At 68.6% G+C, this 13,928-nt stretch carries 14 protein-coding genes; 6 read left to right on the forward strand and 8 right to left on the reverse strand.

Annotated elements, in window-relative coordinates; all coding sequences use genetic code 11:
- Positions 1-327: 327 nt before the first annotated feature.
- Positions 328-585: a GlsB/YeaQ/YmgE family stress response membrane protein gene (locus AC07NX_RS09125; RefSeq protein WP_035081411.1), complete on the forward strand. Its 258-nt coding sequence runs from the start codon at positions 328-330 to the stop codon at positions 583-585.
- Between the two features lie 67 nt (positions 586-652).
- Here the strand turns inward: AC07NX_RS09125 and AC07NX_RS09130 are convergent, their stop codons facing one another.
- The 6 genes from AC07NX_RS09130 to AC07NX_RS09155 form a co-directional block, all read right to left on the reverse strand.
- Positions 653-1,165, reverse strand: coding sequence for a CinA family protein (locus tag AC07NX_RS09130; RefSeq protein ID WP_494641083.1), 513 nt, complete (start codon positions 1,163-1,165; stop codon positions 653-655).
- 46 nt (positions 1,166-1,211) lie between these two features.
- Entirely contained in the window at positions 1,212-1,748 is a 537-nt protein-coding gene (locus AC07NX_RS09135; protein WP_494641085.1) for a hemerythrin domain-containing protein, read from the reverse strand.
- Positions 1,749-1,966: 218 nt separating this feature from the next.
- A complete protein-coding gene (locus AC07NX_RS09140; protein WP_494641272.1) occupies positions 1,967-3,331 on the reverse strand; it encodes a sugar MFS transporter in 1,365 nt (454 codons plus the stop codon).
- Positions 3,332-3,659: 328 nt separating this feature from the next.
- Positions 3,660-5,015, reverse strand: coding sequence for an FAD-dependent oxidoreductase (locus AC07NX_RS09145; RefSeq protein WP_494641087.1), 1,356 nt, complete (start codon positions 5,013-5,015; stop codon positions 3,660-3,662).
- Between the two features lie 128 nt (positions 5,016-5,143).
- Positions 5,144-7,324: a xanthine dehydrogenase family protein molybdopterin-binding subunit gene (locus AC07NX_RS09150; RefSeq protein WP_494641089.1), complete on the reverse strand. Its 2,181-nt coding sequence runs from the start codon at positions 7,322-7,324 to the stop codon at positions 5,144-5,146.
- 2 nt (positions 7,325-7,326) lie between these two features.
- Entirely contained in the window at positions 7,327-7,791 is a 465-nt protein-coding gene (locus tag AC07NX_RS09155; protein ID WP_494641091.1) for a (2Fe-2S)-binding protein, read from the reverse strand.
- Positions 7,792-7,988: 197 nt separating this feature from the next.
- On the opposite strand from AC07NX_RS09155, the gene AC07NX_RS09160 reads away from it, so the two are divergent.
- From AC07NX_RS09160 to AC07NX_RS09180, 5 genes are all read left to right on the forward strand, one after another.
- A complete protein-coding gene (locus AC07NX_RS09160) occupies positions 7,989-8,645 on the forward strand; it encodes a DUF47 domain-containing protein (protein ID WP_494641093.1) in 657 nt (218 codons plus the stop codon).
- On the forward strand, positions 8,645-9,646 hold the full coding sequence (locus AC07NX_RS09165; RefSeq protein ID WP_494641095.1) for an inorganic phosphate transporter: 1,002 nt from the start codon (positions 8,645-8,647) through the stop codon (positions 9,644-9,646). The genes AC07NX_RS09160 and AC07NX_RS09165 overlap by 1 nt, the downstream gene beginning before the upstream one ends.
- Positions 9,643-10,212 (forward strand): NUDIX hydrolase, encoded by a 570-nt coding sequence (locus AC07NX_RS09170; protein ID WP_494641097.1) that lies wholly within the window; start codon positions 9,643-9,645, stop codon positions 10,210-10,212. Before AC07NX_RS09165 ends, AC07NX_RS09170 begins: the two co-directional genes overlap by 4 nt.
- A gap of 86 nt (positions 10,213-10,298) precedes the next feature.
- Positions 10,299-11,027 (forward strand): endonuclease III domain-containing protein, encoded by a 729-nt coding sequence (locus tag AC07NX_RS09175; protein ID WP_494641099.1) that lies wholly within the window; start codon positions 10,299-10,301, stop codon positions 11,025-11,027.
- Between the two features lie 48 nt (positions 11,028-11,075).
- On the forward strand, positions 11,076-11,813 hold the full coding sequence (locus tag AC07NX_RS09180; RefSeq protein WP_494641101.1) for a DUF72 domain-containing protein: 738 nt from the start codon (positions 11,076-11,078) through the stop codon (positions 11,811-11,813).
- Here the strand turns inward: AC07NX_RS09180 and AC07NX_RS09185 are convergent.
- Both AC07NX_RS09185 and AC07NX_RS09190 read right to left on the reverse strand, forming a co-directional pair.
- Positions 11,788-12,762 carry a M15 family metallopeptidase gene (locus AC07NX_RS09185; protein ID WP_494641103.1) on the reverse strand — a complete coding sequence of 325 codons (975 nt, stop codon included), beginning with the start codon at positions 12,760-12,762 and terminating at the stop codon, positions 11,788-11,790. The two genes, AC07NX_RS09180 and AC07NX_RS09185, sit on opposite strands and share 26 nt — an antisense overlap.
- A 14-nt stretch (positions 12,763-12,776) precedes the next feature.
- The gene (locus AC07NX_RS09190) at positions 12,777-13,298 is read right to left on the reverse strand and encodes a flavin reductase family protein (RefSeq protein WP_494641105.1); all 522 of its coding nucleotides are present in this window, start codon (positions 13,296-13,298) and stop codon (positions 12,777-12,779) included.
- Positions 13,299-13,928 lie beyond the last annotated feature (630 nt).

Consider the following 13,928-nt stretch of genomic DNA (forward strand, 5'->3'; position numbering starts at 1 on the left):
CGGCCCCCTCCCTAGAAAAGGGTCGGTCGCAGCTTCCAGTATCCCGGGGATCTCCATGAGCCTGTCCTTTGCTATCGGCGCCATCATCGGCTCCGGCGCCTTCATCCTCCTGGGCCGCGCGCCGGCCCAGAAGCTGGTCGAGGCCGTCCAGGCCCGCATCGGCAAGCCACGCTGAACGCGGTCGCAAGCAACGCCTGAACGGGCCGAAAGTTTTCGCGACGTTTCCGCATCCGAACACGCAAGCGTGTCGGAACGAAAGTCTTGGCGAACGCCTTTATTTGGCATCGGCGCGCGGTTCGCACGCCCTTTGATGCCAAGGAGGCGTTCATGTCTATTCTTGCGTGGATCGTGCTCGGCCTCGTGGCCGGGTTTATCGCCAGCAAGCTCGTCAGCCGCAGCGGCGGCAGCCTGGTGGTGGACCTGGTGCTCGGGATCGTCGGCGCCGTGGTGGGTGGGTTCCTGTTCAACCAGTTCGGCTCCGCCGGCGTAACAGGCCTGAACCTCTACAGCCTGCTGGTCGCCGTCATCGGCGCGGTCGTCGTCCTGGCGATCTACCACGCCTTCACCGGCCGCCGAGCGCTCTAGCCTCAAGCGTCCGAGATCGGAAAAGCGCCTTCGGCCCGGCCGGAGGCGCTTTTTTCATGGCCGCGGGTCAGAGCGTCACGGCCTGCTGCAGCATCTTCAGCGCCACGCGCAGGCATTCAATCCGCAGCGGTCCGCGACCGATGTCCCCGAACTGGGCCTGGCGATGATGGGTGTAGCCGCCGCGACGCGCGCAGGCGAAGTGAACCAGTCCGCCGGGCCGTTGCGGATCACCGACCTCCTCGGCCCAGCCGGTGATCGACACCGCCACGTCCGCGTTCGAACGCCTGATCGCCCCTTCGGCCATCGCGATCGCCGTCGGCTGCGAAACCGCGCCGCCGTGCGGCAGGAACGACGGCGGCACGCCCAGAAGCGCGATCTTGGCGTCATCGGTATAGACCACGAAACCCCGGTCGAAGGCGTGCGAGCATCCCGGCACGTCGGTCAGCAGCGACGCCAGCAGACCGCCGGTGCAGCTCTCCGCCGTCGCCAGGGTTAGCTCGCGCGCGCAGGCGGCCTCCAGGACCGCCTGCGTCAGTTCGTCGATGTCCGGCGGCAGGATCGGATCAAGCGCCTCGGCCATGAGCACTCCGAAGGTGGGGGAAGGCCTGGCGACCCTCCCCGTGACATCAGTTCGCCTGTTTTCCACCCAGCTCGGCCATCAGCTCTTCCTTGCGGACCTTCAGGCGCTCGCCCATGGCCTGGAGATCCTCATCGCCCTTCTTGGCCTGGGCGAAGATCCCGCCGGGCTGCTCCTCCTCCTTGACGTGGTGCTTGATGTACTCGCCCAGCACCTTGACCTTGGCGTCGTAGAATTCGTCGCTGGGCTGCATCGCCTCGATCTCGGCGATCAGCTTCTTGGCCCCGTCGTGCTCGACATAGGCCTCGTCCAGCAGGTCGTCCTCGACCTCGCCGCGTTCCTCCGGATAGAAGATCTCCTCCTCGATCCGGGTGTGGACCTTGAGAGCCAGCGCGATCTTGTTGAAGAGCGCCAGCTTCTCGGCCTCTTCCTCCAGTTGCTCGTATTCGTCGAACCAGCCTTCGACCTCGCGGTGGTCCTTCTTCAGAAGGGTGATGGCCAGCGGGTCGCGACGACCGGTGCGGCGCGTGCGACGAGGCTTGGCGGACTTGGCCTTGGTCGATGAGCTCTTGGCGGTGGTCGCCATGGTGTCTCTCCCTGAATGCTTGGTCGCCGAAGTCGGCGGATCACAAACACTTCGATCCGGGCGGCGTTCCCGTTGCGGCGCCTTTCCATGCAAGTAATGCGCGTTAGGTCGACTGTCCGACGCTAGTAGTTACAAATAATTCTCATTCTTACAGTCGTGGCATGAAAAAGCCCGGGCGCGAAACGCCCGGGCTCCTTCGATCTTGGTCTGGCCCCGGCCTAGTGCGCCGCGACCACCTCCTCCTGAATCTCGTGAACCTTGGCGCCGCGCGCCGCGAACGAGAACCACAGGACGTACAGGTAGCAGACCAGCGGCGCGACGAAGGCCAGTGACTTCGATCCGGTCATCTCCTCGATCTTGGCGAAGATCAGCGGCAGGAAGGCGCCGCCCACGATGGCCATGCACAGCAGGCCCGAAGTCGCCGAGGTCGGCGCCGAGGACCGTTGCAGGGTCAGGGTGAAGATCGTCGGGAACATGATCGAGTTGAACAGGCCGATCAGCAAGGCCGCGAAGGCCGGGATCAGGCCGCTGGTCATCGGGGCCTGGGCAAGGATCAGGTTCAACGTGCCGGCGTGCGCGGTGGGGGTCATGTCCTTGGTGAGGATCACCACCACGCAGAGCGCGATGGCCCCCAGGGCGACGAGCATCAGCAGTACGTAGTCCTTGATCGACTTCAGCAGGGCCGAGCCGGCGAAACGGCCGATCATCGCGAACACCATGTAGAAGGTGGTCAGCTTGCCAGCCTGCTCGGCCGGGATGTTCAGGACGTGGCTCTGCTCGATGAACAGCAGCAGGTTCAGCGAGATCGCGACCTCCGCGCCGACATAGAGGAAGATGCCGATCGCGCCGAGATTGGCCCACTTCGACGCCAAGGCCGAGAACGGGCTGACCAGGTGACCGGTCTTGGGCGCGGCTTCGGTGATCTTGTGACGGACCATGAAGATCGCGGCGATGAACAGCGCCAGGCCGACGCCGATCGCCAGGTAGACGTTGGAGACGAAGCCCAGGGCCTGCTCGCGCAGGGCCGGCGTAATCTCGATACCAGGCTTGAAGATATCGCCCTTGAGCAGGAAATTGGCGCCGAACCACAGACCGCAGGCCGCGCCCAGCGAGTTGAAGGCCTGGGACAGGTTCAGGCGGAAGGACGCGCCTTCCGGCTTGCCCATCGAGGCGATCAGCGGATTGGCGGCCACTTGCAGCAGCGTGACGCCCGAGGCCATCACGAACAATCCGACCAGGAAGACGCCAAAGACGTGCAGCTTGGCCGCCGCGATGGCGACGAAGCAGCCGGCGACGATGCCGCTCAGGCCCACGATCACCGATCTGGCGTAGCCGAACTTCGACAGGAAGGCCGCCGACGGCATCGACATGACGCCATAGGCGATGAAGAAGGCGAAGCCGGTCAGGTTCGCCTCGACCGGGCTCAGGGTGAAGACCGTCTTCATCGTCTTCAGCAGAGGGTCGAGCAGATTGGTGACCAGCGCCCAGATGAAGAAGAGCGCCGTCACATAGACGACGGCCAGGACCAGACTGCTCCCCGCCTTGGGCCCGGGCCCCGAAATCGGCGTCTGCGACGCCCCCATACCAGCCATGTTTATTTCACTCCCTGTCCGACGTTGCGGGACGCGTCATCCACCTCAACAGTGACAACGTTGTCAAGCGTTGAGGCCGACCACGCGCCGCGAAGATCCCGTCAGGGAACCGATTTTCCCGATTCGACGGTCAAATCGAAAACTCCGACAAATCCCCGCCGTTGGGAAGAGCGTGATGTCGATGATCGCCATTCTTGCGCCCGTCGAGCCGGGTGATCACCATCGCTTGTGGTGGTTCGAACGATCGATGCACGCGTCGGCTGTGCGGGCGCGTTCCGGAACCGGCGCGCTGTTGCCCGTCTGGAGCCAGCGGTTGCTCTCAGGCGGCCCGGCGGCCCGCCGCCGGCGAGGTCGGGACATCCCACACGTCGTGAGCGACTTCGCCCGCCAGGATGTTCTCGGCGGTCAGCAGGCCGCTGAGCGTGGCCTGGTCGCGTCCGCCCTCCCGGTGCAGGCCGTTGCGGCCGGCCAGGTGCAGGCTGGGAAACTGCATCTTCAGGTCCAGGCGGATCATCGCCCGGTGCTCGGCGCACTCCTCGTCCTCGATCGGCAACACCTTGCGCTGGCGCACGACGCGGGCGTCACTGACGGCGGTCGGGTCCATCAGCCCCATCACCGCGGCCTCGCGCCAGGCCAGGGCCACGAGGTCGGCGTCGCTGGCCGTCCACAGGCCGTCGCCCTCGAAGCAGAAATAGTCCAGGCCCAGACAGCTGGCCGCCTCGCCCTCCGGCGCCATGGCCGGCGACCACGCACGGTAGTTCTGCACCCGGCCGACCTGCAGGTCGGTGTCGTGGACGTCGATCGCGGCCTCGCGCAGCGGGTTGCGCGTGCGCCCCACCAGGGCGACCGTGATCTGGTCGCGATACATCAGCTCGCCAGCGTGGAACAGGCTGATCGGCGCCGGGCGCAGCATGGCCATCAGCTCGCGCAACGGCGCGGTCGAGACCACGTGGTCGGCGGTGCGTACCTCGTGCGCGCCGTCCTCGCGCAGGATCGTCACGGTCCACAGCCTGGCGACCGGGTCGAACTTCAGGGTCTCGACGCGCCGACCCAGGGCGACTTCACCGCCGCAAGCGGCGATCCCGTCGGCGCAGGCCCGCCACATCGCGCCGGCGCCCTGGCGCGGATAGCGCAGGAGGGCAGCCGGCCTGGCGGGTCCGGCGCGGCCGGCCGGCATCTGGTCGCGGATCAGGCCCGACACCTTTTCGGCGAAGGGCAGGAACAGCATCGACGACAGCCGGGCGCCGAAGCGGTTGCGGATCTCGTCGCCGAAGGTCCTGGGCGTCTTGATCGGCCGGATCTTGGCCACGCCGAACGACGCCAGGCAAGCCGCCGCGCCGCGCAGCCCCAGGAGGGCCAGGGCCTCCAGGGTCTTCAGCGGATAGGCGTAGGATCGCTCGCGGTGATAGATCCGCGCCGTCCGGGGTTGCTCGACGAAGCCGTCCGGCAGCAGTTCGGCCCACAGCGCCAGCACGTCGGGGGAGGACGAGGCGTAGGCCCCGCCGTTCAGGTCGATCTTGAAGCCGTGATGGTCGATCGTGCGGCTGGAGCCGCCGACCTCACGGGGATCCATTTCCAGGACGGCGACGTCGCGCCCCGCCTTGGCCAGGACATAGGCGGCGGTCAGGCCGGCCGGCCCGGCCCCGATCACCAAGGTTTCGACGTGCTGCCCCATGACGCGCTAGTCCTCGTTCGAGGACCATCCTGGCCGGAGAAGGTTAAGGACCATCCCGCCCGACAGGGCGAAACGAGCTCGAACTTGACCATGGGACGCTATGCCGCGCCCCGGGAAAGCGCGGGAACCTAGGCCAGCTGATCACCGATCGGCAGGGTTCGGATGCGCTTGCCGGTCGCGGCGAAGATGGCGTTGACCAAAGCGGCCGGAGCCGGTGGCAGGGCCGGCTCGCCCAGGCCGGTCGGCGGATTGTCGCTGGTCACGAAATGCACCTCCACGTCCGGCGCGTCGGCCAGGCGCAGCATCGGGAAGTCGCCGAAATTGCTCTGGGCCACCGCGCCGTTCTCGATGGTGATCGCCTGGCCCAGCGTGCTGCCGATTCCGTCGAGGACCGAGCCCTGCACCTGCTGCTCGGCGCCGTTCGGATTGACGATCTGGCGGCCGACATCGACCGCCGCCCATGCCTTGCGGACCGTCAGGCTTCCGTCGGTCACGGCCACTTCCACCACCACCGCCACATAGCCTCGGTGGCTGTAGTGGCAGGCCACGCCGAGACCGACGCCCTTGGGGGTCTCGCGGCCCCAGCCGGACGCCTCGGCGGCCCGGTCGAGCACGGCGCGCATGCGGCCGGTATGGAAGCTGTCGCCCTTGCCCGGCTCGCCGATCAGCCGCGGCGCGCCCAGCAGTTTGCGACGGAACTCCACCGGGTCGGCGCCCGCCGCATGAGCCACCTCGTCGGTGAAGCCCTGCAGCACGAAGCCATAGGCGTTGTTGCCAGGGGCCCGCAGCCAGCCGGTCGGAACACCCAGCGGCATCACCGAGACGTCCAGGGCGTAGTTCTCGACCGCGCCGAACGGAAACTGCGTACCGGCCATGTTGGCGGCGCGGGCGAACTTCTGGCCCTCGCCAAAGGTCACGAAGTGGTTGCGCCAGGCGGTCAGCCCGCCCTGGGCGTCCAGCCCCGCCGTCAGCCGATGGAAGCCGGCGGGGCGATAGAAGTCGTGCTGGATGTCGTCCTCGCGAGTCCACAGCAGCTTGACCGGCGCGCCGACCATCTTGGAGATCCAGGCCGCCTCGACCATGAAGTCGTTCATCAGCCGCCGGCCGAAGCCGCCGCCGCTGCGGGTGAAGTGGATGGTGATGTCCTCGGGCCGGATCCCCAGGGTCTTGGCCACCAGCTCGCGGCCGTCCTCGGGGTTCTGGGCTGGGGCCCAGATCTCGACCTTGCCGTCCTTGAAGCTGGCCGTGCAGTTCTGCGGCTCCAGCGTGGCGTGGGCGTTGAACGGATAGCTGTAGTCGGCCCGGACCACCTTGGCCGCGCCCTTGAGGGCGGCGTCGACGTCGCCGACCGTCTTGAGATTGCGGTGCGGCGGCTGGCCATGCAGCTCGGCGGCCTTGGCGATGAAGCCGGCGCTGCTCTGGGCGCTGGTCGGATGGTCGGCCCAGGTCACTTCCAGCGCGTTGCGGCCCTTGCGCGCCGCCCACCAGCTGTCGGCCACCACCACCACGCCGCCCAGCAGGCCTTCCAGCTCGGTTCCGCCGTCGACCACGAAGGCGTGGCGCACGCCCTTGACCGCCCTGGCCGGCGCCAGGTCGACCTTGGCCACCTTGGCGGCGAACACCGGGGCCTTCAGGAAGGTGGCGTACAGCATGCCCGGCACGCGCACGTCGATCCCGAACAGCGGCTTGCCCACGACTATGGCGGCCGTATCGGACTGGGGATGCGGCTTGCCGATGATGCGATAGGCTTTGGGATCCTTCAGGGCCAGGGTCTTGGGATCGGGCGCGGCCAAGCCGGCCGCGGCCTGGGCCAGCTCGCCGTAGGACAGGCGGCGCTGGCCGGCCTTGTCGACCACGAAGCCGGGCTCGGTCGCCAGGCCGGCGGCCGGGACGCCCCAGCGCTGGGCGGCGGCCTGGATCAGCAGGGCGCGGCCCACCGCCCCGACCTGGCGCATGGGCTCCCAGTCGTCCGGGGTGGAGGTGCTGCCGCCGGCCGACTGCTCGCCGAACACCTTGGCGTCGACCGGGGCCTGCTCGATGCGCACGGCCGACCAGTCGACGTCCAGCTCCTCGGCGATCAGCATCGGCATCGAGGTCTTGATCCCCTGCCCGATCTCCGGCCGCTTGGCGGCGATGGTCACCACGCCGTCGGGCGCGATGCGGACGAAGGCGCTGAACGGGTTGGCGGTCGCTTCGCCCTGCGCCCGGACCAGGCCCGGCAGGCTGAACGACAGCAGCAGGCCGCCGCCGGCCGCCGCGCCGGTCTTGAGGAACAGGCGGCGGGCGGGGTTCTCCAGGGTCGCGGTCATGCTCACGCCTCCACCTGGCCGGACGCCGCCTTGATGGCCTTACGAATGCGGATGTAGGTGGCGCAGCGGCAGAGGTTGCCGTTCATCGCCGCGTCGATCTCGTCGTCGGTCGGCTTGGGCGCGGCCGCTAGCAGGGCCGTGGCCGACATGATTTGGCCGGCCTGGCAGTAGCCGCACTGCGGCACGTCGATCGTCTTCCACGCTTCCTGCACCTTGGCCCCGACGGGACTGGCCCCGACGCCCTCGATGGTGGTCACCGCCTTGGCGCCCACCCGGGCCAGAGACGTGACGCACGAGCGCATGGCCACGCCGTCGATGTGCACCGTGCAGGCGCCGCACTGGGCCACGCCGCAGCCGTACTTGGTCCCGACCAGGCCCAGCTCGTCGCGCAGCACCCACAGCAGGGGCGTGTCCGGCTCGGCCTCCACCGTGCGAACCTGGCCGTTCACCTTGAGACTGATCGACATGCGGCTACTCCCGGACTGACGCGGGCGCACAGTGCCAAAGGGTTGGAACGCCGACCAGAGGGCGCGACTGTCATAAAACCGTCATTGAGAGCTTGAACGCGGCCGGCTTCCGTGGTTCCGCTCCGCCGCGTCGGGCGTTGTTCAGTACCAGGATCGTCCGACGGATCTCCACGCTTCGAACAGAGGATGAAGCGACCATGCTGGGCTTGTTCCGGGCCGTCATGCCCAAGGAAGACCGCTTCTTCGAGCTGTTCGCGCAGCACGCCGCCACCCTGGTGGCAGGGGCCAAGGCGTTGCAGGACCTGATGGAGGGCGGCGACGGCGTCGAAGCCGCCAGCGCCCGCGTCTACCAGCACGAGGAAGAGGCCGACGAGATCACCCGGCAGGTGATGGGCGCGGTCCGCCGCAGCTTCATCACCCCGTTCGACCGCAGCGACATCCAGGACCTGACGACCTCGCTGGACGACGCCATCGACCAGATGCGCAAGACCGCCAAGGTCGTCAGCCTGTTCGAGGTCAAAACCTTCGAACCGCAGATGCGCGAGATGGCCCGGATCATCGTCGAAGCCGCCGAATTGACCGTCCAGGCCGTGGCGCTGCTGCCCGACATGCGCAAGAACGCCCAACGCCTGACCGAGCTAGCCGTCCGCGTCACCCAGATCGAGGAACAGGCCGACCAGATGTACGACCAGGGCCGCAAGGCGCTGTTCCTGGCGCATCGCGAGATTGGTCCCTCTGGCGACCCGATGGCCTTCATCGTCGGGGTCGACATCTACAGCCACCTGGAAAAGGTGGTCGATCGCTTCGAGGACGTCGCCAACCGCATCAGCGGCATCGTGGTCGAGCAGGTCTAGTGGACCCGACCTTCCTGATCCTGGTCGTGCTGATCGTCGTCGCCTTGGGCTTTGACTTCCTCAACGGCCTGCACGACGCGGCCAACTCGATCGCCACCATCGTCTCGACTCGCGTGCTGTCGGCGAAGTGGGCGGTGCTGTGGGCGGCGTTCTTCAACTTCATCGCCTTCGCGGTGTTCGGCACCAGCGTCGCCAAGATGGTCGGGGCCGGCATCGTCGATCCGCACATCATCAGCGACCGGCTGATCTTCGGAGCCCTGATGGGCGCGATCAGCTGGAACCTGATCACCTGGTGGGCCGGCATTCCCTCCTCCAGCTCGCACGCCCTGATCGGCGGGCTGGTCGGCGCCTCGATCGCCAAGGTCGGCGGCCTGGGCGCGGTGCAGTGGGCGGGGCTGGGCAAGACCGCCGCGGCGATCGTGGTCTCCCCGACCCTGGGCTTCCTGCTGGCCCTGCTGCTGGTGCTGGTCGTCTCCTGGACCTTCCTGAAGAGTTCGCCCTTCTTCGCCGACCGGATCTTCCGCAAGGCGCAGTTCGTCTCGGCCGCCCTCTATTCCCTCGGCCATGGCGGCAACGACGCCCAGAAGACCATGGGCATCATCGCCGCCCTGCTGTTCGCCCACGGCATGAGCAACCAGCCGGGCCACATCCCGTTCTGGGTGGTGATCTCGTGCCAGACCGCCATGGCGCTCGGCACCCTGTTCGGCGGCTGGCGGATCGTCCACACGATGGGTAGCAAGATCACCCGCCTGACGCCGATGCAGGGCTTCTGCGCGGAAACCGGCGGCGCCATTACGTTGTTCTTCTTCACGCACCTGGGCGTTCCTGTCTCGACGACTCACACGATCACGGGCGCTATTGTCGGCGTCGGCGCTTCGCGTCGGGTTTCGGCCGTCCGCTGGGGCGTGGCCAAGAGCATCGTGACCGCCTGGATCGTCACCTTGCCCGCGGCCGGCCTCGTCGCCGCGGCGTTCTATTATCTCGGGTTCTGGATGAAGTGAGCGACACGGCGGGCGGCAAGCAGACGGTACGAAAGTCCGGGACACGGCGTCGTCAGGTCGCCGCGCTGCCCTGGCGCGCCGACGCGGTCGCGGGCCTGCAGGTCCTGCTGGTCTCATCACGCGAGACCCGCCGCTGGGTGATCCCCAAGGGCTGGCCGATGAAAGGCAAGACCGATCCGCAGGCCGCCGCCCAGGAAGCCTATGAGGAAGCGGGGCTGGACGGCCGCATCGCGGAAAAGGCGATCGGCGACTATCCCTATCTGAAACGCCTCAAGAGTGGCGCGGCCCGCCCTGTCACGGTCGACGTCTATCCGATGGAAGTCACCGGCGAGCACGCGACCTGGCCGGAGAAGGGCCAGCGGACACTGCGATGGATGTCGCCGGTCGAAGCCGCCCTGGCCGTGCAGGAGCCGGAGCTGCGCGACCTGATCGCCCGGTTCGCCCAGGTCGAGCTACCGGCGGAGGAGCGGCCCGCCCCGGTTCCGGCCCCGACGCCGGTGCGCGTGGCCCTGACGCGGCTGCGCCGGCGGATCACCGTGCTCTGGGGCCGTCGGCGCCATTCCTGAGCGCGCCCTGAGGACAAGCTGGGGATAACTCGACAAGTCGCTTCGCGTTCACTATGTTCTCGTTACGTTCCCGAACGAGAATCGCCATGCAGCTGTCCCTCGACCTTTCGACCTCGCCGCTCGAAGCCTTGCGCGACGGGCTGCTCGAGACCTTCGGGCCGCAGCGGCCGACCAAGCGGCTGGATCCCGTGTCACAGCTGGTCAAGTCGTCGATCAGCGGCCGGACCAAGGACGCGACCTCGTGGGCCGTCTATCACCGCCTGAAGGAACGCTTCGCCACCTGGGAAGAACTGGCGGAGACGCCCGACGCCGAGGTCCAGGCGCTGATCAAGGACGTCACCTTTCCCGAGGAGAAGGCCCGTCACCTGCCCCACGCCCTGCGGCTGATCCAGGTGCGCAGCGGCTGGACGCTGTCGCTGGACCACCTGGCCGAGCTGGAACTGGACAGCGCCCGGTGGTGGCTGCAGGGCCTGCCCGGCGTGGGGGTCAAGGTCGCCGCCTCGGTGCTGAACTTCAGTCCACTGAACATGCGGGCCCTGGTGGTCGACACCCACGTCCACCGCGTCGCCGCCCGCCACGGCCTGATCCCCGCCAGCTATGACACCGCCCATGCCTATCGCGCCTTGATGGACCTGGTCCCCGACAGCTGGACGGCCGAGGACCTGTACGAGCTGCACTGGCTGATGAAGGGCCTGGGCCAGCTGCTGTGTTCGCATCATGCCCCACGCTGCGGGGCGTGTCCGCTGAAGGCCACGTGCTCGCGGACGGGGGTGGAGCGCAGCGCCGACATCCTGGCCTGGCGGCCACGCGCCTGAAGCCTGCGGGAGCGGTGAACCGCTTCCGTCCCCGCACGCTCCCTCCGCATGGCTCACGACATTCGCATCGGCACGGCCGGCTGGAGCTTTCCGCGAACGCTCGACGTCTTTCCGGCCGAGGGCTCCGGCCTGGAGCGCTACGCCGCCGTGTTCAACGGCGTCGAGATCAACTCGTCCTTCTACCGACCTCACCAGCGCAAGACCTACGCGCGCTGGGCGGCCTCGACGCCGGCCAGGTTCCGGTTCGCGGTGAAGGTTCCCCGCACCATCACCCACGAGCGCCGGCTGGTCGACTGCGGCGCGCTGACCGCGCGGTTCCTCGACGAGTGCGGCGGCCTGGGCGAGAAGCCCGGGCCGCTGCTGATCCAGTTGCCGCCCAGCCTGGTGTTCGACGCCGGGACCGCCGAACGCTTCCTCGCCGCCTGGCGCAAGGCGACGGCCGCCGCGACCGTGCTGGAACCGCGCCATCCGACCTGGTTCGCGGCGCCGGCCGAAGCCGTGTTGCGAGCCTTCGAGATCGCCCGCGTCGCCGCCGATCCCGCCGTGGTCCCCGCCGCGGCCGAGCCGGGCGGCTGGCCCGGCCTGGTCTATCGCCGCCTGCACGGCTCGCCCGCCATGTACGCGACCTCGTATGACGACGGCCGGTTGGAACCCTTGGCCGAGCGGACCGCCGGCGAGGCCGCAACCGTCGAAAGCTGGTGCGTGTTCGACAACACCCAGTTCGGCGCGGCGACGACCGACGCCCTGAAGCTGATGGCCCTCACCGCGCCTTCGCCAGTTCGCTGAAGGTCCGCGTCCCGATGCCGTAGTGACGCCAGTCCTTGTAGTCGAAGTGCCACCATTCCTCGGGATAGATCTCGAAGCCCTGGGCGACCATGGCCTCGCGCAGCAGCGACCGCATGGCCCGCTGCCTGGTCGTGCCGCCGATGAAGTCGGCGTAGGAGCGGCCCGACATCTCGTCGTAGCGGCTGGGCATCTGGACCGGCTTGCCGGTCTTCAGGTCGTAGAGCGTCAGGTCGACGGCGCAGCCGCGGTTGTGGCGCGAGCCCTGGGCGGGATCGGCCACGAACATGTGGTCCTCGGGCGGGGTCGCTTCCCAGAACATCCAGGTCACGAACCAGGGCCGGTAGGCGTCGTGGATCAAGAGGCCGTAGCCCTTGGCCTTCAGCGCCTGGGCGGCGCGGGCCAGGGCCAGGGCGGCGGGGCGCTGCATGTAGGCGGCGGCGCGCTCGTACAGCGGCAGGCCCATGAAGTTGTCGGACCCGGCGTAGCGGATGTCGAAGCGGATGGTCGGGTCCAGGGTCGACAGGTCGACTAGGTCGGCCGGCCGGTGCTCCGCCGTCTCGACCGGCGGCTGGGCGGCCAGGGCCCGGGCGCGAAGGGCGGCGGGGTCGGCGCGGACCGCCGCGCGTATGCCGGCCTCGACCTCGGCCCCGAAGTCGTGGCGCGGCAGGCGGGTCCCGTCCAGGCGCACGGCGGCCGGCTCCAGCACCAGTTCGCCGCCGCCCTCGACGCCGTAGCGGCTGCGCCCCAGCGGCGTCAGCCGGGCGTCCCGGCGACCCTGGCCGTCGACCCGCAGAACGCCGGCCCGCTCGAACACGGTCAGCGGCGCCGCCCGCTGGCCGTACTGGCCGACGGCGGCCATTTCGGCGGCGTCCAGGGGCTGGGCGAAGGTTCCGGGGCTCAGGGCAAGTCCGATCAGCAAGGGGGCGACCAGGGCGAAGGCTCGAACCATAACCCGCACGGCCCCTAGGCTTCCACGTGCACGCGGCGGAACCGGCCCTGCAGATAGACCAGCGGCTCGTGGTCCGGATCGTAGCGCAGCTTGACCACCCGCCCGACATAGACCCGGTGGTCGCCGGCGTCGAAGACCTGGTGGGTCAAGCATTCGAAATTGGCCATGCAGTCGGGCAGGATCGGCACGCCGGTGCCCCAGGTCTCGGTGTCGATGCCGGCGAACCGGTCACCGTCCTTCTGCACGAACTGGCGGGCCATGGCCTGCTGGTCGGCGTGCAGCACATTGACCGTGAACCGCCCGGCCGCGTCCAGGATCGGCAGGCTGCGCGACGTCAGGTCGACGCAGACCAGGGCCAGGGGCGGATCCAGCGACACCGAGGTGAAGGAATTGGCGGTCAGCCCGACGCGGCGACCGTCCTCGCAGACCGTCGTGATCACCGTCACCCCCGTCGTGAAGCATCCGAAGGCGTGGCGCAGCGCCCGGGCGTCGTGCGCGCCGCCCTCGCCCAGTTCGATCGTGACCGGCTGACTCATGGAGTCAACCTGTGAGGCAAAGCGCGATTGCGGGCAAGGGTTTGGGCGTTCCGCTCCGGCCCTCCGGGAGCGAGGGGATGGCTTGCGGCGCGCGCCGCGCGGCCCCCTCCGGCCCTTCGCCCCCCCAGAGCCAGAGGGGGAGGATCTACGCGGTTCAGATGCTCCCCCTCTGGGGGAGCTGTCGGCGAAGCCGACTGGGGGGTCTTTCGCGGGCACGGCTTCTCATTCTCACGCTTCTAGCTGTGAGTGGATGGAAAGGGTCGCGGAGCGCCGGACATCGTCCGGAGTGTTTGAGTAGTAACCGTTTCGACGAAGCCACCGCTCCGCGCGGTCGTTATCCGCCAGCGTCCGGTAGGCAGCCCTGTTGAGGCTTAGCCGGACCCGGTCTCGATCCCTTTCGGGAGAAACCGGACGACGGGGGCGCGGGCCGCCGGGCAATCACGCGCTTGGTCCCCATCGACGCCGACGGCGGGCGGGGCCTGCAACGCCAGGCTCCCCGGACACGCTGGAGTAACCCCCTCCAGCCCAGTCCCGCTCGATCGCCCCCCGCCGCCGCATCGGTCGCTGGCCATGCGCCCTTTCCACGCGACGAGGTGAGGTCAGGATAAGGGTGGTTTCGGCGCCGAGGAC

Source organism: Caulobacter sp. GW821-FHT09A05 (assembly GCF_059418465.1).

Excerpts from the sequence above, each read along its gene's own strand:
- AC07NX_RS09135 (WP_494641085.1), bottom strand. The coding sequence starts at position 1,748 with ATGGCGACCACCGCCAAGAGCTCATCGACCAAGGCCAAGTCCGCCAAG.
- AC07NX_RS09190 (WP_494641105.1), bottom strand. The coding sequence starts at position 13,298 with ATGAGTCAGCCGGTCACGATCGAACTGGGCGAGGGCGGCGCGCACGAC.
- AC07NX_RS09145 (WP_494641087.1), bottom strand. The coding sequence starts at position 5,015 with ATGGGGCAGCACGTCGAAACCTTGGTGATCGGGGCCGGGCCGGCCGGC.
- AC07NX_RS09160 (WP_494641093.1), top strand. The coding sequence starts at position 7,989 with ATGCTGGGCTTGTTCCGGGCCGTCATGCCCAAGGAAGACCGCTTCTTC.
- AC07NX_RS09130 (WP_494641083.1), bottom strand. The coding sequence starts at position 1,165 with ATGGCCGAGGCGCTTGATCCGATCCTGCCGCCGGACATCGACGAACTG.
- AC07NX_RS09185 (WP_494641103.1), bottom strand. The coding sequence starts at position 12,762 with ATGGTTCGAGCCTTCGCCCTGGTCGCCCCCTTGCTGATCGGACTTGCC.
- AC07NX_RS09155 (WP_494641091.1), bottom strand. The coding sequence starts at position 7,791 with ATGTCGATCAGTCTCAAGGTGAACGGCCAGGTTCGCACGGTGGAGGCC.
- AC07NX_RS09175 (WP_494641099.1), top strand. The coding sequence starts at position 10,299 with ATGCAGCTGTCCCTCGACCTTTCGACCTCGCCGCTCGAAGCCTTGCGC.
- AC07NX_RS09180 (WP_494641101.1), top strand. The coding sequence starts at position 11,076 with ATGGCTCACGACATTCGCATCGGCACGGCCGGCTGGAGCTTTCCGCGA.
- AC07NX_RS09125 (WP_035081411.1), top strand. The coding sequence starts at position 328 with ATGTCTATTCTTGCGTGGATCGTGCTCGGCCTCGTGGCCGGGTTTATC.
- AC07NX_RS09150 (WP_494641089.1), bottom strand. The coding sequence starts at position 7,324 with ATGACCGCGACCCTGGAGAACCCCGCCCGCCGCCTGTTCCTCAAGACC.
- AC07NX_RS09140 (WP_494641272.1), bottom strand. The coding sequence starts at position 3,331 with ATGGGGGCGTCGCAGACGCCGATTTCGGGGCCCGGGCCCAAGGCGGGG.